This is a genomic window from Bacillus sp. BS1807G30 (assembly GCF_040047675.1).
In the GTDB taxonomy this organism is placed as follows: domain Bacteria; phylum Bacillota; class Bacilli; order Bacillales; family Bacillaceae; genus Bacillus; species Bacillus altitudinis.
This window is the reverse complement of the sequence record NZ_CP157353.1, coordinates 746629-769130: the sequence shown is the minus strand read 5'-3', so window position 1 is coordinate 769130 and position 22502 is coordinate 746629. Positions and strand designations below refer to the sequence as shown.

Genomic DNA, 22502 nt, shown 5'->3' with positions numbered 1-22502 from the left:
GAATGCGAGGGTTTGGCTACACGCTGAAGCTTGCAGATGTCTGCAAGCTTTTTTTATAGCTGAGGGAGATGCCATACTTTTTCAAGCATGAGATCGTCTAAGCTTTTAAAGGTATATCCTTGTTTTTTTAAAGCAGTAATGGCATCATCAAGTGCCTCGGCATTGTCCCTTGAGACGGTATGAAGTAAGTAAATGGCACCTGGATGCGCCTGTTTCATCATTTGATTGTACGCATACTGTTTTCCTTTTTGATGGTGGATATGCCAATCTACAAACGCTACTGACCAGAAAACGGTTTGGTAGCCAAGCTGTTTCGTTTCCTTTAGTACCCTTTCACTGAACACCCCGCGCGGTGGACGAAGGTAGAGGTTATCTTGTTTTCCTGTGATTTTGTATACCGCTTCATTGACACGATCCAGTTCTTCTTTGATTTCTTTCGTACTCTTTGTTGTTAAATCTGGATGGTGATAGGAATGGTTGCCAATAATATGACCTTCCTCTGCCATACGTTTGACGAGCTTGGGCTGGTCCTTTACAAAGTGCCCAGTCACAAAAAAGGTGCCTGGTACTTGATGTTTTTTCAGCACGTCCAAGATTTTGGGTGTGTACCCATTTTCATAGCCATTGTCGAATGTAAAATAAATTTCTTTCTTTTTTGTATTTCCTAAATAGAAAGCATCATATTTCTTTAAGAGTGTCGTCAGTTCCTTGCCGGCATCTGCTGGCTTGTGCTCTTTGCTTTTAGCAAATCCCCAATGAATTGGCTGATTAGACACGGCTTCTAGTTTTGAAAAAGGCATCGATACAAAAAGCGCACATAAACAGATCAGTATGCATTTTTTCATTTACGTCACTTCCCGGTTTTTCTTCTATTGTGCAGATTATACCGGGTACTCATACACTTTTTGACCTGCCAATTTAAAGAAAAAAGCTCGCACTGTGCGAGCTATTCTTCCTTCCAATCGGTTTTAAACCGTTCATATTTCGCTTCTAGGTCGTCAATCATCTGGATCAGTCTGTCTATATCCTCAACGTCTGTGGATTCAGGATCTAATGAATCAATCACATTCATAAACATATCTAATCGGTTCTTTAAATAATCAACCTGCTGCTCTTTGCTGTCTGCTGCCTTGCCCATAGATACACTCCCTTTAGCATTTGTTTATAGCTTATCTTTTTTTCCTTTGTAAATCAATTGGGTCCCCTCTTGCGTATAACGGTGATGGGGCTTAAAATTAACTGTTGGCGGGTCTATGTTTGCCCGAATGAAAAGGAGATAGATACCATGAACCAAAAAACAGCACTTCGTCCGATTACACCTGCATTCGACCCTTGGGAAGCCTATCTCGATGTGCAGGATTACGGAGAAATGAAGCTGACAAATATTGAATTGACGACAACGACGTTGTGTAACATGAGATGTGAGCACTGTGCGGTTGGCTATACTTTGCAGCCAAAAGATCCGAATGCACTTCCACTCGATTTACTGCTTCGCCGTTTAGATGAAGTACCGCTCTTGCGTTCCCTTAGCATTACAGGCGGAGAGCCGATGCTGTCTCTGAAATCTGTACGGGAATATGTCGTTCCTTTATTAAAGTATGCCCATGAACGCGGCGTCCGTACCCAAATTAATTCGAATTTAACGCTTGATTTGGCTCGATATGAAGAAATTATTCCATACTTGGATGTCCTACACATTTCACATAACTGGGGGACGGTCGAAGAGTTTGCTACGGTTGGTTTTGCAATGATGGACCGAAAGCCAACCTTTGAGCAGCGCGAAAAATTGTTTAACCGCATGATCGAGAATAGTCAGGCACTTGTGAAAGCGGGTGTAACCGTATCTGCTGAAACGATGCTGAATAAGCGTACGCTTCCTTATATCGAACACATCCATCGTCAAATCGTGGACGAGATGAAATGCCAGCGTCACGAAGTTCATCCGATGTATCCAAGTGATTTTGCCAGCGCCCTTGAATCATTGTCGCTTCCGCAAATGCGGGATGCGATTCATCAGCTGCTCGATGTTCGTGATGAGAACACATGGATGCTGTTTGGCACATTGCCATTTTATTCATGCAGCACAGATGAAGAAGACCAGCGCCTCTTGTCTCGATTGCGTCAAGCGAAAAATGTGACAGTACGAAATGACCCTGATGGCCGTTCACGGTTGAATGTGAATATTTTTGATGGGAATATTATTGTGACAGACTTTGGCGATACACCGCCATTAGGAAATATTGAAACCGATACGTTGCAATCAGCTTATACACGCTGGATGAACACAAAATTGGCAAAAGAACTGAATTGTCATTGCCCAAGTGTGCAATGCCTTGGTCCGAATGTTCTTGTGAAAAACAGTTATTATCAAGATGTTGATTTTACTTCTCGTACAGCCAGGGGGTAACCGATAGATGGACGAAACATTTCTGACAGTGGTCAAGAACAAATACATTGAAATTCTCCTTGTTGGACTCATTCTTTGGCTTGCCGTCTTTATGATCAACAAAGCGCTTCAGATTTTCTTTAAACGCACTGAATTCATTGAAGATAAAAAGAAAAAAACGATTGAGAGCTTGGTCAAATCGGTTTCAAAGTATACAGCTTCCATATGTTTTGTCTTATATGTGATTTCTCTATTTTTTCATGACTTTGGGAAAATCCTTGCGGGGGCTGGTGTTGCTGGAATTGTCATTGGTTTTGGCGCTCAGACCTTGATTCGTGATATTTTAGCCGGCATCTTCCTCATTTATGAAAGGCAAATTCATAAAGGTGATTATGTGACGGTCAATAATCTTTTTAACGGAACCATTGAAGAAATTGGTCTCCGGTCTTTGCAAATTAGAGAATGGAGCGGCAAGCTGTTAACCATTTCAAACGGAGACATTCGTCAAATCCAAAACTACAATATGCACTACATGCGTATCACAGAGTCAGTCTTGATCAGCGCAAACCAAAATCCTGATATTGCTTTCAAGGCGCTAGAAACAGCATGTGATCAGTTAAATCAAATGCATCATGATTTATTGAAAAAAGATGAATTCCAAAACGCCATTGAACCTTTTCAGGTTCATGGCATTATGGGGCTCAATAAATTGAATCGCGGGATTGAGATCACCGTAAAAGGAATGGTCGAGGATGAAAAATACTTCGAAGCCGCCCTTGCTGTGCGAAAAGAAATGATCACACAACTTCATCAGCATGATGTGAAATTGCTTGAGGATCTCGTCTATTCACAGCCTGCAAAATAACCTCATTTGTGATGGGGTTATTTTTTTGATTGTTTTTAATTAACCAGTTAATTATAATATTATATAGTTAACCAGTTAACTAAAAGAAAGGATGTTTACATTGAGAAAAACTGAAGCGATTTTTTTTATTAAGCAAATGTATCAAGAGGTGTTAATCCAATTAGATATAGAAAAGGTGGAGACTTATTTTTCTTCAGATTATCAGCAAGTCACTGATGGAAAGGTCTCTTCCCTTGAAGAATTTAAAAAGCATCTCTCCACATTAAAAGTCATGACAAAACAGCTCGACATCCCCGCCTTTCATGATATGTTGTTTGATGAAGAGACTCAGCAAGGGTGTTTTCGTTACACTGTACATGTTGAGCTGTCCACAGGAGACCACGGTCTAATAGATGTGATGGCGTTATTTACTTTATTAGATGGTAGAATCATTTGGTGTGATGAGCTGACTAGACCGCATGAGAAAAATAAGACGCTTGAACAACTTGGACACTTCAGCTAAGAAATTCCTTTCATTTCAGCCCTCTTACTTCTATCCTCTTGACTGATTCATGTATAATAGAAAGCAGATTGATTTCATGCAGCATGGGGACCCTCATACTGTGTATTTACTAAGTGAAAGAGAGTGAATAAGATGGGTCGTAAATGGAACAACATTAAAGAAAAGAAAGCATCAAAGGATGCCAATACAAGTCGTATTTATGCAAAATTCGGGCGTGAAATCTATGTGGCTGCCAAGCAAGGTGAGCCAAATCCAGAATCAAACCAAGCACTTCGTTTTGTCCTAGAACGTGCAAAAACATATAGTGTCCCAAAACACATTGTGGACCGTGCGATTGAAAAAGCCAAAGGCGGCGCAGAAGAGAACTTCGATGAGCTGCGTTACGAAGGATTTGGTCCAAACGGATCTATGGTGATCGTTGATGCCCTGACCAATAACGTCAACCGCACAGCGTCTGATGTTCGTGCAGCATTTGGGAAAAACGGCGGAAATATGGGCGTCAGTGGATCTGTTGCTTACATGTTTGACCAAACAGCGGTGATCGGTGTCGAGGGGAAAAGTGAAGAAGAAACGCTTGAACTTTTAATGGAAGCAGACATTGATGTACGTGACATTATGGAAGAAGATGATACGGTGATCGTCTACGCTGAACCAGATCAATTCCATCAAGTTCAAGAAGCGTTCAAACAGGCAGGCGTAGAAGAATTTACTGTAGCCGAAATCACAATGCTGCCTCAAAACGAAGTGACATTAGATGATGAATCGAAAGCACAATTTGAAAAACTCATCGATGTATTAGAAGAGCTTGAAGACGTGCAGCAGGTTTATCATAATGTGGATTTAGGGGAATAATCAGCTAAGCCATCGTAGTTGTTGGATTCATTCAACTTCTGCGTTGGCTTTTTTATTGTCTAGGTAAGGTTTACGTTCTACTCAAGACCATGTAATATGAAGGTAGAGTCGTTTCCACAAATAACCAAGGGGCTGAGTTTCATTTTTAAAACATGGTGGTTTTCGTATTATGGCTTTATGATCCTCCCTTTTATTGGCCTATGCTTTATTTTCAACAATTTGACGATATTCACTAAAGTCTTTCTCTTTCTTTTCTTTGTATGGTTTTTATATAACGCCTTTGATTTTTACATTCATGAAATGAAAAAGAAAAACGATAGGACATCTTAATCAAAAAACAGTCATCTCCCCTTGGTAAGAGGAGATGACTGTTTTTAATTCATCCCTTGAAACCCAAACGTCAGGTGATCTTGAACAGGAATCCAAGCGCCGATTCCTTGTGAGGTCACATTTTTCACGACAAGTTTGCGTTTATTTCCCTTGAGCACAAGGTACACTTCTCCGTAAGTAACCTTTCCTTTTTCGTTAATGGCTGGAGCGTATGCATGCAGGGTTGCTGCTTTTTTCGGAGATACGTGGTAGGACTGATCTCGTTTTGTTCCTGCACCAATCACTGTGTCGAAGGCGAGCGGAAGTTTTGTTTTTTGGATGGCTTTTTGCATCATCAATGTTTTCACATCTTCTGGGTTTGGTACTTTTGCTGTGAGCCCTCCACTTACTTTTACTTGTTGCTTTTGCACATATTTGCCGATGGCTGTTTTGTTTCCGCCTCTATTATCAATGTGATTCGTGTTCACTTTTTTGTATTCCCAATTGGCGACGGTTTCGTTTGAATCATAGCTGAGTGCCCATCTTCCAAGAAAAATCGTTGCCCTGTAGCCAACTGCTAGCGGTGTACCTGAGATGCTGGATTCATTCAGCATTTTAATCAAATGTGTATTTTCAATTGGTACACTTGTTGTTTTAAATAATTCGGCCGTCAGCTCGCTCGGCTGGAGCAGCGGTTGATCCTGTGACGCATTTGGATACGTATTTTCCTTTGAGATACTGGCGACAGACGATGGCACCTTAAACGGCTTTGCTGCCTCGGCTGGAAAGCTGTATAGAAAACTTAAGGATAAGAGAACAACAAACATGATGCGGGGCATCTTTTTCATATCATCACTCTTTCTCATTCATTTTTCCATAGTATTTTCCCGAAAGACGTCCCTTATCCACAAAAGATTATAAAAGGAAAAATCCAATCGCCATAATGAAATAGGCAGCGAGCAATGTAGCACCTTCAAACCAGTTCGTATCCCCATCATTTGAAAGGATGACCGTCAGTAAAACAGAGGATGCCATGGCAATGAGCTCTGGTAATGAGAAGATCAGTGGCATTTGCTTTTCAAAAAACAGAGAGCTGATCACAAGGATCGGTGCGACCATCATGGCGACTTGAAGCGTGGAACCGAAAGCAATTTCCACTGCGACATCCATTTTGTTTTTATACGCCATAATCACAGCAGAGGCGTGTTCTGCTGCATTACCGACAATCGCAACAATGATGACCCCGATAAACAGTTCGCTCCAGCCAAACTGTTCTCCGACCGTGTCAAATGTATGGACGAGCCGCTCTGAAATATACGCCACAGCAATTGTCGCAAGGAGTAAAATCGCCGTGGCAAACTTCCCAGACCATTCTGGTGTCTCTTCTTCCGTCGCGGCTCCCCCTTTCGCAATTTCCTGCTTGGCAACATAAACACCTCTGTGGCTGACCAGTTTGAAATAGAGCGCTGCGACATAAAGCAAAATCATCACGATGCTAATGCCGATACTTAAAACAAATTGACGATCTTCTGCCATCCCCATGGAAAAGACTTCTGGAATGACAAATGCCACAATAATCGCAAACATAAGCAGCCCAGAGTTATGCCTTGCATCGTGGACATTGAACTCTTGTCGTTTAAATTTCAATCCGCCAACGAAAAAAGACAGTCCAGCCACGAGCAGTAAATTGCCGATCACTGAGCCAGTGAGTGAAGCAAGGACAATGGCGGTGAGTCCTTGTTTTAATGCAAAAAATGAAATGATTAATTCCACTGCATTTCCAAAAGTAGCGTTTAACAAACCGCCAATTCTTGGTCCCGCTATAATGGCAAGACTCTCTGTTGCTCTTCCCATATAACTTGCAAGACCGATGATGGCGATACAATAGACGGCGAACATGACAGCCTGCGGAAAATGAAGAAAACTGCCAATTACAGATAATGGTACACCGATTGCGACAATCACTAGAAACAAACGATTCATACAGCCAATCTCCTTTACATCATATCTGACTGTTATTCTTTCGTGAGTGCCGGCATCATATACATTTAGATTCGTTCGTGTGAAAGGGTGATATCGATCGTTCCATTCACGGATTGCACCATGGAGCAATGCTTCAGCGCAAGTTTCATTACTTTTTCCAGCTGTTCATCAGAGGTGCTGATGCTTTCAAAGATCATATGTAAATGAATATGAGTGATTTTGTTTACAGTTCCTTCTCTTGTCGTTTCAGGCGTAATGGTCAGCCCTTGATAGGATATTCGTTTTTTCTCGCATACATGAATGACCATTTCTCCAAAACAGCCCGCAATAGCCGAGGTGAACAATTGATACGGCCTGTATCCCGCTTCTTCATTTCCTGAAATATGCAGCTGCCTTTGATCAGCATTTGCGACCCACCGATCATTTTCATATATCAGCTTCATTCCTTTTCCACCTTTCTATTGAAACCCCTATGGTTCCATTGTACGATGAAAGCATGAACTTGTAAGGAGCTTCTTATGTCGAGAATTCATTTTATGATTTTAATTTTACTTGTATCGGTATCTGGTTTTTCGCAGGGAGCGTTACTGCCAGTTATTTCGATTATTTTCGAACATGCCGGCACTTCCCCGACGTTAAACGGACTGCATGCCACCGGCTTATATCTCGGCGTGCTGCTTGCGTCTCCTTTTATGGAAGCGCCGCTTCGCCGCTTCGGGTTTAAACCACTGATCGTCATTGGGGGCGCTGCTGTCTTTTTAAGTTTGTTTAGCTTTGTCTTTATTGAATCTTATGTCGTCTGGTTCTTCTTGCGGCTGATGATTGGCATCGGTGATCATATGCTTCATTTCTCCACACAGACGTGGGTAACCTATGCCTCATCATCTAGAAATCGCGGGCGAAATATTTCATTGTATGGGTTATCCTTTGGACTCGGTTTTGCCGCTGGCCCTTTTTTAACACCACTCATTGAAATCAATCCATCCTTGCCGTTTATTGTGTCTGGTGCAGTTAGTTTGTGTATTTGGCTACTTGTGTTTGTTTTAAAAAATACATATCCTGATACTGGTGAAATGCAGACGTCAGAGCAGACAAATAGTTTGAAGCGCTTCAAGAAGGCGTTTCAATTTGGCTGGGTAGCGTTTATGATGCCGTTTTGCTACGGCTTTTTAGAAACGACACTCAATAGTAACTTCCCTGTGTATGCGCTGAGAAGCGGGGTGACGATAGATGCTGTTGCGTTTATTTTACCTGCGTTTGCGATTGGGAGTATTGTTTTTCAGCTTCCTCTCGGGATGCTGAGTGATCGTTTCGGCAGACGACGCATGATTTTAGTTGTGACACTCGTCGGTTCATTCTTTTTCCTTTTAGCAGGGATTTTCATTCAGTCCGTTTTGGCTGTTGCGATCTGTTTCTTTATCGCAGGTATGGCTGTAGGTTCGACCTTCTCACTTGGCATCAGTTATATGACGGACTTATTGCCAAAGCATCTGCTGCCTGCTGGGAATTTGATGTGCGGGATGGCGTTTAGTGCAGGAAGTATTCTCGGTCCGGTTCTTGGCGGATTCTTTGTGCAGACGTTCGAGGGAATGAATTTACTTTACCTTGTCAGCATTGTGATTTTATTTGTATTTTGTTGTGTTCGATTTGGGCGTACACAGTCAGTGGTCGACACTCCAAACGAATCCATTTCTCATTAAAAACTCCCCTGCACCTATGCAGAGGAGTTTTTTCATCTAGTGATACCCATTTTGCCCATTCGCACTTCCGCTTGTTTTGTGCTTTGGCTGATGGCCTTTGTTTTGTTTTGTGTTGCTTCCGCCTTTTTTCGATTGTTTAGACATTCGGTATTCCCCCATCCATAAGATTGAACAAGTTCGTTCTTCTTTAGGATGCCCGGTTTTCTTCACACCTTGCCTGGTACGATTTTACGCTTATGTAAAAGCGCATTGAGCTCGCCACCGAGGATGATCATAATGCCGGTTAAATAAAACCAGATCATTAATATAATGATTCCCCCAATGCTTCCGTACATCGCACTATAGTTGGCAAATTCGCCTACATAAAATGAGAACAGCATGCTGACGAGAATCCAGCCAACAGAGGCAAATATGGCGCCAGGCAGCACAAATTTCAATTTCAGCCTGATATTAGGGGCAAAATAATATAGGGATGTAAAAACAATCAGTAAAATCAGTGGACTAATAATCCATCTCATGGCTGTCCAGATGGTGAGAAACGCATCTGACTGCCCTACCAATTTGGCAACGAATAAGCCAAGCTCTTTTCCAAAGACAGGCAGCATCAAGGCAAAAATAATCGTAAGCACCATCGCAATGGTTAAGATGATCGATGTTAAACGTACGAGAATGAAGGAACGATTTTCCTCAACTTCGTAAGCGTGGTTAAATGCTCTGACAACCGCATTAATGCCGTTGGATGCAGACCAGAGGGCCGCAATAATCCCGAATGACAACAATCCGCCGTTACGGTTATTCAGCGTCTCTTCGGCAATGGATTCAATCATCGAAAGCGCTCCCTCTGGCGCATAACCAGAAATGACGCTTAGAACATCCTTTGATGTCAGCGGCAAATAACCAACAAGTGTCAGCACGAAGATGAGAAACGGAAATAATGAAAGCAAAAAGAAATACGCAAGTTCAGCTGATTTTGCCGGTCCTTCATGCAGCAAAAAGCGTCCAATTAACGCTTTAACAAAACCCATACGCCTCATCTCCAATGATCAATCTTTCTGTTTCTTTTGAAAGTGATCCTTTGTTTCTTCAATAATCTCTAATACCTTTGGTGTTGTTTCCTTTAACTGATTCACCTGTTCATTCAGAAAAGACAAATCATCTGAGACCGTTCTCATCAATTGCTTCGTTTCTTCCATTTTTTCCTTCACGCAAGCAGACATCCTGCCAGGCTCGAGGCGGTATTCATCCAGCTTTTGCTGGCAGTGATTCCATTTTTCTTTTAATGCAATCCTTGTTGGGCGATGAAATAATGTCAGCAATATGCCGCAGGCTGCGCCTATAACAGCTCCCCGAAGCACGATTTGATTGTTCTCTTCCATCTCATCTGATCTCCTTTCAGTTAAAGGTGTTTCTCTTTTTTTACATACGTCAAAAAACGATCAATTCCTGTTTCAATTAAATCATGTACTTCCTCAAAGTTCCCAGTGTAATAAGGATCTGGCACATCGTCTCGATCGTCGTCTTCTACAAAGTCAAGAAGACGGCCAATAAAGTGATGTTTTCCATAGCCAGCTAAACTGCGGAGGGCGCCTACATTTTCAGCATCCATCGCAATGATATAGTCGTATGTGGTGATATCCTTATCCATGATTTGTCTTGCAGTCATTCCTTCATAGCTGATACCCTTTTCATCAAGCAGCTTTCGTGTTCCTTCATGCGGAGGACTGCCTTGATGCCAGCCGCCAATGCCTGCTGAATCAATCACAAAGTGTTCACTCAGCCCTTCGTCTTCGACTCGTTTTCTAAACATCGCCTCTGCCATCGGTGACCTGCAAATATTGCCGAGGCACACAAATAATACATGAATCATCCTTCATTCTCCTCCTATCTTTTCCCTAAGAATCCCTTTGGAAAACCTTTTCTCTATCATATCAAGCCCTTTTTCTTTTGGAAACTTTGCAAGAAAAACTCCCATCGGCATTGACAAAATACACAAAAAAAGGAGAAACTTTAGGAGAATTACACAAACAAAGGGGGACATTAGATGGGAATCATTGAGCAGTTTGTCACGACGATGAACAATTTTTTGTGGGGGCCTCCCCTGTTGATTTTAATTGTTGGTACTGGAATCTACCTCACCTTTCGCATCCTCTTCATTCAAATTAGATTACTTCCTTATTCTTTAAAGCTCGCTTTTTCAAAACAAGACAAAACATCAGAGGGAGATATCTCCCATTTCCAAGCATTAATGACGGCTCTTGCTGCAACTGTCGGTACAGGGAATATCGTCGGTGTTGCCTCAGCTGTCATTGCAGGTGGTCCTGGTGCAGTATTTTGGATGTGGTTTGCTGCATTTTTCGGGATGGCCACCAAGTTTGCAGAAGCAGTTCTTGCTGTGAAATACAGGGTCAAAAACGAAAAAGGCGAAATGTCTGGTGGACCTATGTATTATTTAGAGCATGGCTTAAAACAGAAATGGCTAGGGGTGCTATTTGCTGTTTTCGGTGCCAGTGCTGCCTTTGGGATCGGCAACCTGGTACAGTCTAATTCCATCTCAGGCGTCATGAATTCTACTTTTCAAATTCCAACATGGGTAACAGGTATCATCATTACCGCCTTTACGGCGCTCGTGATTTTAGGAGGAATTAAAAGTATCGGCCGAGTGACATCTATTTTTGTACCAGTCATGGCTTTATTTTACGTCATTTGTGGTCTGATCATTCTTGTCATGAATGCTGATCTTGTTCCAGGCGCAGTTGGGCTGATTTTTTCAGATGCCTTTACAGGTCAAGCCGTAGCAGGTGGTGCGATTGGAACCGTCATTCGCTGGGGTGTGGCACGAGGCGTCTTCTCGAACGAAGCAGGTCTTGGTTCCGCACCAATCGCCGCAGCTGCTGCCAAAACGGATTTGCCTGCCCGGCAAGCTCTTGTGTCTATGACACAAGTATTTATTGATACAATCATTGTTTGTTCCATTACTGGCATTACCATTGTCATGGCAGATATGTATTTAACAGAAAAAAGTGATGCGCTCACCTCTTTATCTTTTGCGTATTTCCTTGGACCAATCGGCTCAACCATTGTCGCCATCGGGCTGCTTTTGTTTGCTTATTCCACCATCATTGGGTGGTCCTATTACGGGGAAAAATGCTTTACATATTTGGCGAAGGATTCGTACGTCATGTATTACCGCATCGTGTTTGTGATAGCTGTCTTTTTCGGTGCCGTGTTTAAAAATGACTTTGTCTGGGGCTTGGCAGATATGCTCAATGGGCTGATGGCCATTCCAAACTTAATTGGACTCATCGGTTTATCAGGTGTTGTGGTGTTTGAATCCAAACGAATCATTGATAAGATCAAAGAGGAGAAAAAGGAAAAAAACATTTCAGTGTCGTCATAATAGCCCTTTTATTCTTTTGCTTTTCTGTTAAAATAGACATATTATTCGACACATGCAGGAAAGGACGTGCCGCCCTTGTCACAGCAAAAAGCGGCTGAAGTCAATCAGCTGATTGAAGACATTTCACAAAAGCTCAATATGCTGAATATTGGAGTCATCAAAGCCGAAGACTTCAGTCCAGATAAGTATGAAGATATTGAATTTCTTCACCAAATGGTGATGAAAAAATCTTCATTCAGCCCAAGTGAAATGCAAGCCATTGCAAGCGAGCTGAAAAGCTTAAGAAAATAATCGTGCACCTGATACTGAATTGCGGTTTACGCCGCTTTCTTACATCCATGCACAGAAAAAGCCAGCACCTCGCAAGGTGCTGGCTTTGTTTATCCTGTCAAACTACTTATTTTGCGAGCAGTTTTAATGATTCACGGTTAAATGCTGGAATGTCATCAGGTGTACGGCTTGTGACAAGCTGATCCTGACAAACGACGACTTCTTCATTTTTGAATTTGGCGCCTGCGTTTTCCATATCTACTTGAATGGATGTATAGCCGGTCGCGCCTCTTCCTTCCAGCGTCTTCGCTGTAATAAGCAATTGCGGCCCATGACAGATCGCAAATACTGGTTTTTTCTCGTCCATAAAGGCTTTAGTGAATTGCACGTAGCGATCATCCGCACGCAGAATGTCTGGTGAGAAGCCGCCAGGAATCAGAAGTGCATCGAAGTCTTCTGGTTTCACGTTATCGATAGACGCATCGACTCTTACTTCTGCCTCTCCTTGCTTTCCTTTCACTGTTTTTCCTTTTTCGTTTTCAATCACTGTGATCTCATGGCCTGCGTCTTTAAAGGCTTTTGCAGGCTCGGTGAATTCAACATCCTCAAAGTAATCTGTTAAGACAACTGCAATTTTCTTACCCATGTAGAAACCCTCCTGCTTGATTATCGTTTACACTACACACTATACCCCCGCCAATTGAAATCAAACATCCTATCCCTATGAGAAAACCCCCTTTCAGAAAAATAAGCATTTAGACTCATTCACATTCCCTTAACAAGGTAATTCGTATGATTTATGTTATCTTTACAATAATCTGCAAAAAATAACTACAAAAGTTAACGAAACATTTCTACAATAGGTATTGTGGTCAAAAAAATTAGAAAGGCGGAGATCAGGTGAAGAAGCAAGCACATAGGTCTAAACGAAGGAAAAACCTGTCTATTCTGCTCACTTCCATGATGTTGATTAGTCTCATTCTCCCAGCAGTACCTACTCATGCAGAAACAGAAAGCGGCAGCGCCGTAAAGGTCAGTATCTTAGCCACAACGGATGTTCATGCGAACATGATGAATTATGATTACTACAGCGACAAAGACACAAATGAATTCGGTTTGGCAAAAACAGCCGAGCTGATTGACAAGCACCGTTCACAAAATCCCAATACACTCCTTGTTGATAACGGAGACCTGATTCAAGGAACCCCTCTTGGAGAATACGTTTATAAAAATGAAAAAGACAGCATCATCAATCAAACAAAGGTTCACCCCATTATTCATACACTCAACAAATTAAAATATGATGCAGGTACACTCGGCAATCATGAATTTAACTACGGTTTATCTTTTCTTGACGGTACCATTGCGGGCGCCAACTTCCCGATTGTCAATGCGAACGTCAAAAAGTTAAACGGAGAACACCGATTTACTCCTTATGTCATTCAGGATAAAACCTTTAAAGATGCAAACGGAGCCTCCCAAACTGTGAAAGTCGGTTACATAGGATTCGTACCACCACAAATTATGACGTGGGATAAGAAGCATTTAGATGGACAAGTTCAAGTGCAGGATATTGTGGAGTCTGCCAATGAAACCATTCCAGAAATGAAAGCAAAAGGCGCAGATGTCATCGTCGCTCTTGCTCATACAGGAATTGAAAAAACAGCTTCACCTAAAGGATCAGAAAATATGATCTTTGACCTTGCCACGAAAACAAAAGGCATTGATGCGATTGTGTCTGGCCACCAGCATGGCACATTCCCAAGCGCTGAATATAGCGGCGTAGACAAATTTGATGTCGCAAAGGGAACCATTAATGGCATTCCTGTCGTCATGTCAAAAAACTGGGGAAGCTACCTCGGAGTCATTGATTTAACACTAGAGCCAGACGGCAGCAACTGGAAAGTCACAGACGGAACAGGCAAAATTGAATCCGTTGCCGGGGTGACATCTCAAAACAGTACAGTGAAAAATGCCATTCAAACAACTCACCAAAACACCCTAGATTACGTCAGAAAGCCAGTTGGAAAAACAGAAGCAGACATTAACAGCTTTTTCGCTCAAGTGATGGATGACCCTTCTATTCAAATCGTGACAGATGCCCAGAAATGGTATGCACAAGAAAAAATGAAAGATACTTCGTACAAAAACTTGCCGATTCTCTCTGCAGGTGCACCATTTAAAGCCGGCGGACGCAATGGTGTGAACTATTATACAAATATCGCAAAAGGTGATTTAGCGATTAAAAACATCGGCGATCTCTATCTTTACGATAACACCGTACAGATTGTAAAACTAAAAGGTAGTGAAGTAAAAGACTGGCTTGAAATGTCTGCTGGTCAGTTTAACCAAATCAAACCAAATACTTCAAATGAACAGCCTATTTTAAACGAAGAATACCGCTCATATAATTTTGATGTGATCGATGGTGTGACGTACCAAGTAGATGTCACACAGCCTGCTAAATACAGCACAACAGGCACACTTGTTAACGCTAGTGCGAACCGCATCAAAAACTTGTCTTACAACGGAAAACCCGTTTCTGACAATCAAGAATTTTTAGTCGTGACAAACAACTACCGTGCATCTGGCGGTGGAGGGTTCCCGCACCTCACACAAGATAAAGTCGTGCTCGCCTCAGCAGATGAGAACCGCCAAGTGCTGATGGATTATATTATTGAACAAAAAACCATTAACCCAAGCGCAGATCAAAATTGGTCCATTGCACCAGTAAAAGGCGCAACAGTCACCTTTGAATCTTCTCTACTTGCAAAACCGTTCGCAGAGAAATCAAGCAGCGTCGACTTTATTCGGAATGCCAGCACAGACGGACTTGGCGTGTACAAGCTAGCGTTTAAAGATGATGGTACAACAGAACCACCTGCAACAGACAATTGGCATTTAACGGTGATGCATACAAACGATACACATGCCCATCTGGATGATGCAGCAAGACGCGCAACCAAGATCAAAGAAGTTCGCGCCCAAAGCGAAAACAATATTTTATTAGACGCTGGAGATGTCTTCTCTGGTGATCTCTATTTCACAAAATGGCAAGGACTTGCCGATCTGAAACTGATGAACCTAATGAAATACGATGCCATGACGTTTGGGAATCATGAATTTGACAAAGGTCCATCTGTCCTTCGTCAATTCCTGACAGGTGACGCATCCAGTGTTGATGCTAAAAACCGTCATCAGTTTGAAAAACCGAACTTCCCGATCGTGTCATCAAACGTGAATGTCTCTAAGGAAAAACAGTTAAGCGACTTAGTGAAAAAACCAGCAACATTTAAAGCTGGTGAGAAAAAAGAAGCTGGCATTTACCCTTACATTCTGCTTGATGTAAATGGTGAAAAGGTCGCTGTATTCGGTTTAACCACTGAAGACACAGCCATTACATCCAGCAGTGGTCCAAACATTCAATTTCAAGATGCATACAAAAAAGCAAAAGAAACAGTCAATACCATTCAAACTGAAGAAAAAATCAATAAAATTATTGCGCTCACACATATCGGCTATAACCGTGATCTAGAACTGGCTCAAAAAGTAGATGGCATTGATCTCATCATTGGTGGTCATACCCACACCCTTGTTGAAAAATTAAAGGTCATCAATAAAAAAGAACCAACGATTGTTGCGCAAGTAAAAGACTACGGACAATTTTTAGGAAAAGTAGACGTGGCCTTTGACAAAAAAGGCGTCGTACAGCCAAAAGAATCTACTTTTGACCTCATCACGATCGACGACTCTGTGAAAGAAGATGCGGACGCAAAAGCGATTCTTGATCAGTACAAAGCAGATATCCAAGATTTAAAAACCGAAAAAGTCGGGACGTCAGATGTCTTCTTAGATGGACAGCGTGAACACGTCCGTGCAAAGGAAACGAACCTTGGAAACTTTATTGCAGATGGCATGTTAAAGAAAGCACAAGAATCTGCTGGGGCTGACCTTGCCATTACAAACGGCGGTGGTATTCGAGGCAGCATTGAAAAAGGAGATATCACATTAGGGGATATTTTAACGGTGATGCCTTTTGGAAACACACTATATGTCGCAGATTTAAAAGGCAGTCAAATTAAAAAAGCGCTTGAACAAGGTCTTTCAGGCATTGAAGAAGGCGGAGGCGCATTCCCTCATGTAGCCGGTATTGAATATACGTTTACACTGAGTAAACCGGCTGGCAGTAGACTGATTGATGTCAAATTGAAAGATCAAAATGGCAATCTGACTGACATTGATGATCAGAAAACATACCGCGTGGCGACTAACGCATTTGTCGGCACAGGCGGTGATGGCTACAGCGTCTTTACAGAAGCGTCTCATGGTGAAGACTTAGGCTATGTTGACTATGAAATTTTCAAAGAGCAAATTGAACAGGCAGACGGTCATATTTCTCCAGTTATCGACCATCGAGTGAAAGAAGTATTCCTTCCTCGCTTGAAAGGAAAAGGCGCCTATGACATTCAAGATGATGAGAAATTCCAAACGTATGTGCAGCATACGAACAAAGCATTGCTCTATTTAGACAAAGCAACCGAAGCGAAAAAGGTTCAATTGTCTCTATCAAAAGGGCAAGTAGCTGAACTGAAGAAACGAGAGCAAGATCCAAACGTCACCATCTATCATGACAAAGTCGGTCTAGCATTACCGCTCTCCAATTTGTCAGAGCAACATGCAGATATATCGATGGCAAAAACAAATAAGGTGAAAAACGCATTAACCGACACATACGATTTCCAAATCAAACAAGATCAGAAAAATGTGTCTACCTTTAAAGATCCCGTCACACTGTTCTTTACATTAGATGCGCCTGAAAAAGCGAAAAAACCAGGTGTCTATTATGTCGATCGTGAGAAAAACCGCTATGCCAAAACAAGTAACGGTTCATTCGAAAACGGGATTGTCTCAGGTAAAACGGAGCACTTTAGTGAATACACCGTACTCAATCAAAGTGAAGCTGCTGGAACAGCTCCAGACCAAACTGGCGGAGACGGTGGAACTTCTGCTCCAGGCGGTTCGGATCCAAATCAGGATGGAAACGGCTTACCAGGCGGCACACTGCCGAATACTGCAACAATGATGTATACAGCGGTATTAATTGGCTTGCTCATGCTCGCCTCAGGCGGTATCCTTTATTACTACCAGCGCAAGCGCACACGAGACAAAGTATCATCTTAATAGAAAAGGACAGAGCATTGGCTCTGTCCTTTTTCCATCTCACTATCAATCTTGGGATAAATAAATCCAATGACGGTTATCAAATTCTTTCACATCATCTGACCCTATATGACGCAGCATTCTATTAAAGAACGTGATATCATCTTCATCATCAACGGCATATAAATCCTCTTGAACATATTCTCTCGTAATGAAATTCGTTAAGTTCGTGTTATTCACAAATTCAGCAAAGTACGATTTCACAAGGGTTAAATCTTCTTCATTTAATGTTTCATCACTGATAATTGAAATATGAAACACATTCAAAATCGCTTGAATATCCTCTTTATCCATATAACATAAAGGCTCTAATTTTCTATCTTCTTCTGTAAACGGTTTTCGTGTGTCTTCAATGATGACATAACATAAAATCCTGTGATCTTTCATTACGCTAAAAATTTCTAAATCTCGTAATTTGAGTGGTCTATTCAGTCTGATCATTTTTCCTCCTGAGATGTTGCTCTCGCTATTGTTTAATCCCTTGTTTCTCTACAACCTGAAATAGACAGAGCCTCGGCCCTGTCTACTTCTCTCTTCTAGCAAAATCCACGAACCTGAAACGATCTAGGCGGTGGCGGCTTTCTGTGTATTGGAATAGACTCGTATCCTCCAAGAACACATAATTCTTCACCACCACCACATGATCAAACCCGTTCAAATCGAGATACCTCTCATCTTCTTCAGTACATGGCTCGACCACAAATTCCTTTTGAGCGTAACTAATCGAGACCCCAAGTTCTCCTTCAATATACTCGTAGATCGATCCTTCACAAATGTCCTTAGTTAAGACCTGCACATGTTTTTGCAAAAAGTAATCTTTGTCTAAAATGACTTCTTCTCCGCTAATATTGCGAGAGCGAATGACTTCCCAAACGTCCTCCTGTCCACTGATTTTCAGCTGAGACTGAATATACTGATCTGGCTTGATTAAACCGAACTCATGAACCGTTGTTACCGTCTTTCGCCCAAGCGTTTGGGAAAGCTCTTTAAAGCTGACAAGACCCGAAACTGGGAACTGCATTTTCTCTCGATTCAGCAATACTGAGCCTTTCCCACGAATTTTTTGGATATAGCCATTTTGCACAAGGATGTTTAATGCCTTTCTCACCGTCTCACGGGATGTGTCATACATGACAGACAGCTCATGTTCTGATGGGAGGATGCCTTTATCCTGCCATTCACCTTGTTCAATTCGTCTTGCGAGCTGATCATAGATCACTCGAAACTTATTCTCTTTCATTTTCCTTCCGCCCCATTTACTAGCGTTTGGTTAAATGATAAACGATTGACTCATATGGGCGCAACGTAAATCCCTTGATATCTGTCGGCACATCCTCATAATTGGACAGCAGGACTTGCCCTTCCATTTCATTGACATCCTTTGCAAGCTCATCTGGAAGTGTAAAGTCCGTCTCGCCTGCATAAAAATGGTTGATCACGAGAATCTTCTCATCTTTGCCTTCTCGCACATACGCAAACACCTTTGGATCATCTGAAAGCAGTAAAGTAAAGCTCCCATAGGTGATCACATCAAGTTCTTTTCGAAGCCTGCAAAGGGCTTGATAATGATAAAAAATCGACGTCTCATCTTTTAAGGCAGCTTCTACTGAAATATCGTTTTGAGCTGGTTCAATCCAAGGTGTACCTTTTGAGAACCCCACATTTTTTTCCGACGTCCATTGCATAGGTGTCCTTGCGTTATCTCTTGATTTGACCTGTAAAATTGCCAAAGCTTCTTCCTTTGTTTTCCCTTTTTCAAGCATGACTTCGTACATATTGAGTGATTCGATATCGCGGTATGACGAAATGTCCTCAAAGCGAGGATTCTTCATCCCAATTTCTTCACCTTGATAAATATAAGGAGTGCCTTGCATCAAATGAATGGTGGTCGCCAGCATCTTCGCTGATTGATGATGGTACGTACCATCATCACCGTATCTAGACACGATGCGTGGCTGATCATGGTTGCACCAAAAGAGTGCGTTCCAGCCGCCGCCCTCATGCATTTTCGTCTGCCATTCTGACAGAATTGATTTCAACTTTAGAAAATCAAATGGCGCAATGGCCCACTTTTCACCGTTAGGATAGTCAACTTTTAAATGATGAAAATTAAACGTCATATCCAGCTCCTGCCGATCAGGTCTTGTATACCGAATGCAGTCTGCAATATTCGTTGAAGACATTTCCCCCACGGTCATGCTATCGTATTTCGAAAACACTTCCTGGTTCATTTCATGCAAGAATTCATGAATTCTCGGCCCATCTGTATAGTACATACGTCCATCACCTTGCACTGATTGCCCGGCATCATCTAAAAAACGTTGATCCTTTGAAATGTTATTGATGACATCCAGTCTGAATCCATCGATCCCTTTTTCAAACCAAAAGTGCATGATGTCATATACTTTCCTGCGCACTTCATCATGTTCCCAATTGAGGTCTGCCTGGGTAACATCATATAAATGAAGATAATAGTCACCTGTCGCTTCATCTAATTCCCACGCTGGCCCGCCAAACTTTGACTGCCAATCATTCGGAGGAGAGCCGTCCGCTTTCGGCTCCTTCCAAATATAATAGTCTCGATACGGGTTTTCCTTCGACTCTCGGGAGGCTTGAAACCACTCATGGAAAATCGACGTATGGTTCACGGCGAGATCCATGATGACACGAATTCCTCGTTCATGAGCTTCCTTCAGCATGTGTTCAAAATCAGCCATTGTGCCGTACATGTCATGTATTTTTTGATAATCACTAATATCATAGCCATTGTCATACTGTGGTGACTCATACATAGGGGTCAGCCAAATACAATCCGCCCCTAGCTCTTTGATATAGTCGAGCTTTTTCGTCACGCCATTGATATCACCTGTACCAGAGCCTGTTGTGTCTAAAAAGCTCTTCGGATAGATTTGATAGACCACGGCTTTTTTCCACCACGGTTCGTTTGTTTGTTGATTCAATTTCCTTCACCACCACTAGTTAAGTTCTTGTGATACATCCTTCTTCTTAAGTTTTGCATATAAAAGGGTACCAATGAATGGGACGATCAGCACAATCACCATTCCGATGGCAAATGCCCCCCAATATTTCGGAATGATCGAGAAGATTCCTGGAATGCCTCCAACGCCGACTGAACTTGCCAGTACCCCTTGTGAGGCAATAAACATACCAGCTATCCCTGAACTGATCAGGGCAAAAATAAACGGGAATCTATAGCGCAAGTTCACCCCAAACATCGCCGGTTCAGTAATGCCCAAGTAAGCAGAAATACTTGATGTCAGCGAGAGCCCTTTTTGCTTTTCATCTTTTAAGACAAACATCATCGCAAGTGCCGCGGATCCTTGAGCAATATTAGACAGTGCGAGCATTGGCCACAGGAACGTGCCGTGCAGTTTTGAGTTAATCAGCTGAATATCAACCGCTAGGAACGTATGATGCATGCCTGTAATGACTAATGCTGCATACAATCCGCCATATAAAAGACCGCCAAGTGCTGCGAATTGCTGAAATACGGTGACGAGTCCAGATGTTAAAACGTTTCCGATCGCAAATGTAACGGGACCAATGACGATAAATGATAAAAATCCAATGAGTAGTAATGTAATTGGTGCAACAACTAACAGCTGAATACTTTCAGGTGTCCGCTTTGTAATAAATAATTCGAGCTTTGCGAGTAAATAGGAGGCAACGAGTATCGGCAGAACTTGCCCTTGGTAACCTACCTTTTGTACTTCAAGTCCAAACAAATTCCAAACAGGAATGTCACCTGTCTTTTCTGCCGCTCCATACCCCCACGCATTCAACAGATCTGGATGTACAAGCATCAGTCCAAGGACCATCCCTAAAAGCGGATTACCTCCAAACCGCTTGACAGCCGACCAGCCGATTAATGCAGGCAAGAAGGTAAAGGCAGTACCTGCAATCAAGTTGATCATATTCGCTAAATCCGCCCATACCGGATACACATCCACAATGGATTTTTGATCAAAGAAAATATCAGGAGCTGTTAAAATATTATTAATCCCCATTAATAAACCGGCTGTCACGATAGCTGGAAGGATTGGAATGAAGATATCTGCAAGCGTTTTCACTGCACGCTGCAGTGGATTTAATTTCTGATCAGAGGCACGCTTGACGTCCTCTTTTGTCGCTTCGCCGATTCCCGTCTGTTTGACCATTTCAGCATAAACTCGATTCACCACTCCTTGACCAATGACCACTTGATATTGGCCATTCGCTGAGAAAGATCCTTTCACTTCATCAATTTGTTCTAGTGCTTTCTCATCCACCTTACCTTCATCTTTTAGCACAAAACGAAGTCTTGTCACACAATGTGTGGCTTGATCAATGTTTTCTTTGCCGCCAATGGCTTTTACAATCTGATCTGCCGCTGTCTGATAATCAGCCATGCTATCCCCTCCGAGACCGTTTTTTTATAAGAAAAAAGAATCAAAACTTGTATATACATGTTCACCTCATATTTTATATTTGTATATACATGTAGTCAACAATAAGTTGTAGCGCTTTCATAAAAAAAGCTCCCTCAATGTGCTCAGAGAGGCAGCGTGTCATCATCTTTTTTTATGCTCCGTTAGTTTTTCGTAGACCCTATTCTTATAAAAGGAGGAGGCTGGTCGAGCAAACGTTTGGCGCTTGGATGTGAGTTCATCGAGGCGTTTTTGTTTTTCCTCACATACGAGAGAGAGTTTTTTTCTTTCTTCTCCATCTATACTCGTTTTCAGTAACTCTTTGACCGTCATTAGTTCTTTTTTCAAAGCGGTTTCTTCCCCGGCAAAGCCAGCATTTTTCATGATTCGATAGCCCATCCTCAGCTCTTCTGGTACATGAGCAGCATCATCCTTTGGCAGAGGTTTCCCAAAGCCTGATAGTCCTTCAAAAGCTCCATTGTCCATCGCCTTTTTGATCCGTTCTTCTGACAATCTCTGCGCAAAATCCATGACACGTCTCCTTTCAGATCGTCTGATATTTTGGTTAAGCATAGCAAAAAAGCTGACTCT

Annotated in this window: 22 protein-coding genes; 8 read left to right on the top strand and 14 right to left on the bottom strand. The window is 42.1% G+C overall.

Features of this window, described 5'->3' with window-relative positions; all coding sequences use genetic code 11:
* Positions 1 to 53: 53 nt before the first annotated feature.
* Positions 54 to 845, bottom strand: a complete 792-nt coding sequence (gene pdaA, locus ABG082_RS03855; protein WP_035703693.1) for a delta-lactam-biosynthetic de-N-acetylase — start codon at positions 843 to 845, stop codon at positions 54 to 56.
* A gap of 101 nt (positions 846 to 946) precedes the next feature.
* A complete protein-coding gene (locus ABG082_RS03850) occupies positions 947 to 1138 on the bottom strand; it encodes an SE1561 family protein (RefSeq protein WP_003218031.1) in 192 nt (63 codons plus the stop codon).
* Positions 1139 to 1285: 147 nt separating this feature from the next.
* On the opposite strand from ABG082_RS03850, the gene yfkAB reads away from it, so the two are divergent.
* The 4 genes from yfkAB (at position 1286) to ABG082_RS03830 (ending at position 4605) form a co-directional block, all read left to right on the top strand.
* Positions 1286 to 2407 carry a radical SAM/CxCxxxxC motif protein YfkAB gene (gene yfkAB / locus ABG082_RS03845; protein ID WP_017366833.1) on the top strand — a complete coding sequence of 374 codons (1122 nt, stop codon included), beginning with the start codon at positions 1286 to 1288 and terminating at the stop codon, positions 2405 to 2407.
* 7 nt (positions 2408 to 2414) lie between these two features.
* Positions 2415 to 3251, top strand: coding sequence for a mechanosensitive ion channel domain-containing protein (locus ABG082_RS03840; RefSeq protein WP_019743542.1), 837 nt, complete (start codon positions 2415 to 2417; stop codon positions 3249 to 3251).
* Between the two features lie 100 nt (positions 3252 to 3351).
* On the top strand, positions 3352 to 3753 hold the full coding sequence (locus ABG082_RS03835) for a nuclear transport factor 2 family protein (protein ID WP_348936560.1): 402 nt from the start codon (positions 3352 to 3354) through the stop codon (positions 3751 to 3753).
* Positions 3754 to 3885: 132 nt separating this feature from the next.
* Entirely contained in the window at positions 3886 to 4605 is a 720-nt protein-coding gene (locus ABG082_RS03830) for a YebC/PmpR family DNA-binding transcriptional regulator (RefSeq protein ID WP_007496614.1), read from the top strand.
* A gap of 374 nt (positions 4606 to 4979) precedes the next feature.
* On the opposite strand, the gene ABG082_RS03825 is transcribed toward ABG082_RS03830, so the two are convergent.
* From ABG082_RS03825 to ABG082_RS03815, 3 genes are all read right to left on the bottom strand, one after another.
* On the bottom strand, positions 4980 to 5741 hold the full coding sequence (locus tag ABG082_RS03825) for a YfkD famly protein (RefSeq protein WP_224559743.1): 762 nt from the start codon (positions 5739 to 5741) through the stop codon (positions 4980 to 4982).
* Between the two features lie 88 nt (positions 5742 to 5829).
* Positions 5830 to 6897, bottom strand: coding sequence for a calcium/proton exchanger (gene cax / locus ABG082_RS03820; RefSeq protein WP_142154424.1), 1068 nt, complete (start codon positions 6895 to 6897; stop codon positions 5830 to 5832).
* A 65-nt stretch (positions 6898 to 6962) separates the two neighbouring features.
* Positions 6963 to 7340, bottom strand: a complete 378-nt coding sequence (locus ABG082_RS03815) for an OsmC family protein (protein WP_348936558.1) — start codon at positions 7338 to 7340, stop codon at positions 6963 to 6965.
* Between the two features lie 75 nt (positions 7341 to 7415).
* On the opposite strand from ABG082_RS03815, the gene ABG082_RS03810 reads away from it, so the two are divergent.
* A complete protein-coding gene (locus ABG082_RS03810; RefSeq protein WP_041506600.1) occupies positions 7416 to 8597 on the top strand; it encodes an MFS transporter in 1182 nt (393 codons plus the stop codon).
* A 206-nt stretch (positions 8598 to 8803) separates the two neighbouring features.
* Here the strand turns inward: ABG082_RS03810 and ABG082_RS03805 are convergent, their stop codons facing one another.
* The 3 genes from ABG082_RS03805 to ABG082_RS03795 are packed head-to-tail and all read right to left on the bottom strand — an operon-like array spanning position 8804 to position 10464.
* Positions 8804 to 9622 (bottom strand): YhjD/YihY/BrkB family envelope integrity protein, encoded by an 819-nt coding sequence (locus tag ABG082_RS03805; RefSeq protein WP_008341753.1) that lies wholly within the window; start codon positions 9620 to 9622, stop codon positions 8804 to 8806.
* Positions 9623 to 9640: 18 nt separating this feature from the next.
* The gene (locus ABG082_RS03800) at positions 9641 to 9973 is read right to left on the bottom strand and encodes a hypothetical protein (RefSeq protein WP_144626182.1); all 333 of its coding nucleotides are present in this window, start codon (positions 9971 to 9973) and stop codon (positions 9641 to 9643) included.
* A 20-nt stretch (positions 9974 to 9993) separates the two neighbouring features.
* The gene (locus tag ABG082_RS03795) at positions 9994 to 10464 is read right to left on the bottom strand and encodes a low molecular weight protein-tyrosine-phosphatase (protein ID WP_008341755.1); all 471 of its coding nucleotides are present in this window, start codon (positions 10462 to 10464) and stop codon (positions 9994 to 9996) included.
* A 174-nt stretch (positions 10465 to 10638) separates the two neighbouring features.
* Here ABG082_RS03795 and ABG082_RS03790 point away from each other — a divergent pair, with 174 nt between their 5' ends.
* The gene (locus tag ABG082_RS03790) at positions 10639 to 11994 is read left to right on the top strand and encodes a sodium:alanine symporter family protein (RefSeq protein ID WP_272511867.1); all 1356 of its coding nucleotides are present in this window, start codon (positions 10639 to 10641) and stop codon (positions 11992 to 11994) included.
* 75 nt (positions 11995 to 12069) lie between these two features.
* Entirely contained in the window at positions 12070 to 12285 is a 216-nt protein-coding gene (locus ABG082_RS03785) for a DUF1128 domain-containing protein (protein ID WP_008341757.1), read from the top strand.
* 106 nt (positions 12286 to 12391) lie between these two features.
* On the opposite strand, the gene ABG082_RS03780 is transcribed toward ABG082_RS03785, so the two are convergent.
* Positions 12392 to 12910, bottom strand: a complete 519-nt coding sequence (locus ABG082_RS03780) for a type 1 glutamine amidotransferase domain-containing protein (protein WP_348936557.1) — start codon at positions 12908 to 12910, stop codon at positions 12392 to 12394.
* Between the two features lie 254 nt (positions 12911 to 13164).
* Between ABG082_RS03780 and ABG082_RS03775 the strand changes: the two genes are divergently transcribed.
* On the top strand, positions 13165 to 17445 hold the full coding sequence (locus ABG082_RS03775) for a multifunctional 2',3'-cyclic-nucleotide 2'-phosphodiesterase/3'-nucleotidase/5'-nucleotidase (RefSeq protein ID WP_348936556.1): 4281 nt from the start codon (positions 13165 to 13167) through the stop codon (positions 17443 to 17445).
* Positions 17446 to 17490: 45 nt separating this feature from the next.
* Here the strand turns inward: ABG082_RS03775 and ABG082_RS03770 are convergent, their stop codons facing one another.
* From ABG082_RS03770 to ABG082_RS03750, 5 genes are all read right to left on the bottom strand, one after another.
* Positions 17491 to 17925, bottom strand: coding sequence for a terpene synthase (locus tag ABG082_RS03770; RefSeq protein ID WP_317328873.1), 435 nt, complete (start codon positions 17923 to 17925; stop codon positions 17491 to 17493).
* Between the two features lie 82 nt (positions 17926 to 18007).
* Positions 18008 to 18724 (bottom strand): trehalose operon repressor, encoded by a 717-nt coding sequence (gene treR, locus ABG082_RS03765; RefSeq protein WP_282833995.1) that lies wholly within the window; start codon positions 18722 to 18724, stop codon positions 18008 to 18010.
* A 19-nt stretch (positions 18725 to 18743) separates the two neighbouring features.
* Positions 18744 to 20444, bottom strand: coding sequence for an alpha,alpha-phosphotrehalase (gene treC, locus ABG082_RS03760; protein ID WP_282833994.1), 1701 nt, complete (start codon positions 20442 to 20444; stop codon positions 18744 to 18746).
* A 15-nt stretch (positions 20445 to 20459) separates the two neighbouring features.
* Positions 20460 to 21893, bottom strand: coding sequence for a PTS system trehalose-specific EIIBC component (treP, locus tag ABG082_RS03755; RefSeq protein ID WP_272511871.1), 1434 nt, complete (start codon positions 21891 to 21893; stop codon positions 20460 to 20462).
* Positions 21894 to 22055: 162 nt separating this feature from the next.
* Positions 22056 to 22442, bottom strand: coding sequence for a DUF1992 domain-containing protein (locus ABG082_RS03750; RefSeq protein WP_019743529.1), 387 nt, complete (start codon positions 22440 to 22442; stop codon positions 22056 to 22058).
* Between the last annotated feature and the right edge of the window lie 60 nt (positions 22443 to 22502).

What these genes read in the sequence shown, in the direction of transcription:
- pdaA (WP_035703693.1), bottom strand. Translation starts at nt 845, where the DNA reads ATGAAAAAATGCATACTGATCTGTTTATGTGCGCTTTTTGTATCGATG.
- ABG082_RS03850 (WP_003218031.1), bottom strand. Translation starts at nt 1,138, where the DNA reads ATGGGCAAGGCAGCAGACAGCAAAGAGCAGCAGGTTGATTATTTAAAG.
- yfkAB (WP_017366833.1), top strand. Translation starts at nt 1,286, where the DNA reads ATGAACCAAAAAACAGCACTTCGTCCGATTACACCTGCATTCGACCCT.
- ABG082_RS03840 (WP_019743542.1), top strand. Translation starts at nt 2,415, where the DNA reads ATGGACGAAACATTTCTGACAGTGGTCAAGAACAAATACATTGAAATT.
- ABG082_RS03830 (WP_007496614.1), top strand. Translation starts at nt 3,886, where the DNA reads ATGGGTCGTAAATGGAACAACATTAAAGAAAAGAAAGCATCAAAGGAT.
- ABG082_RS03825 (WP_224559743.1), bottom strand. Translation starts at nt 5,741, where the DNA reads ATGTTTGTTGTTCTCTTATCCTTAAGTTTTCTATACAGCTTTCCAGCC.
- cax (WP_142154424.1), bottom strand. Translation starts at nt 6,897, where the DNA reads ATGAATCGTTTGTTTCTAGTGATTGTCGCAATCGGTGTACCATTATCT.
- ABG082_RS03815 (WP_348936558.1), bottom strand. Translation starts at nt 7,340, where the DNA reads ATGAAGCTGATATATGAAAATGATCGGTGGGTCGCAAATGCTGATCAA.
- ABG082_RS03810 (WP_041506600.1), top strand. Translation starts at nt 7,416, where the DNA reads ATGTCGAGAATTCATTTTATGATTTTAATTTTACTTGTATCGGTATCT.
- ABG082_RS03805 (WP_008341753.1), bottom strand. Translation starts at nt 9,622, where the DNA reads ATGGGTTTTGTTAAAGCGTTAATTGGACGCTTTTTGCTGCATGAAGGA.
- ABG082_RS03800 (WP_144626182.1), bottom strand. Translation starts at nt 9,973, where the DNA reads ATGGAAGAGAACAATCAAATCGTGCTTCGGGGAGCTGTTATAGGCGCA.
- ABG082_RS03795 (WP_008341755.1), bottom strand. Translation starts at nt 10,464, where the DNA reads ATGATTCATGTATTATTTGTGTGCCTCGGCAATATTTGCAGGTCACCG.
- ABG082_RS03790 (WP_272511867.1), top strand. Translation starts at nt 10,639, where the DNA reads ATGGGAATCATTGAGCAGTTTGTCACGACGATGAACAATTTTTTGTGG.
- ABG082_RS03780 (WP_348936557.1), bottom strand. Translation starts at nt 12,910, where the DNA reads ATGGGTAAGAAAATTGCAGTTGTCTTAACAGATTACTTTGAGGATGTT.
- ABG082_RS03770 (WP_317328873.1), bottom strand. Translation starts at nt 17,925, where the DNA reads ATGATCAGACTGAATAGACCACTCAAATTACGAGATTTAGAAATTTTT.
- treR (WP_282833995.1), bottom strand. Translation starts at nt 18,724, where the DNA reads ATGAAAGAGAATAAGTTTCGAGTGATCTATGATCAGCTCGCAAGACGA.
- treP (WP_272511871.1), bottom strand. Translation starts at nt 21,893, where the DNA reads ATGGCTGATTATCAGACAGCGGCAGATCAGATTGTAAAAGCCATTGGC.
- ABG082_RS03750 (WP_019743529.1), bottom strand. Translation starts at nt 22,442, where the DNA reads ATGGATTTTGCGCAGAGATTGTCAGAAGAACGGATCAAAAAGGCGATG.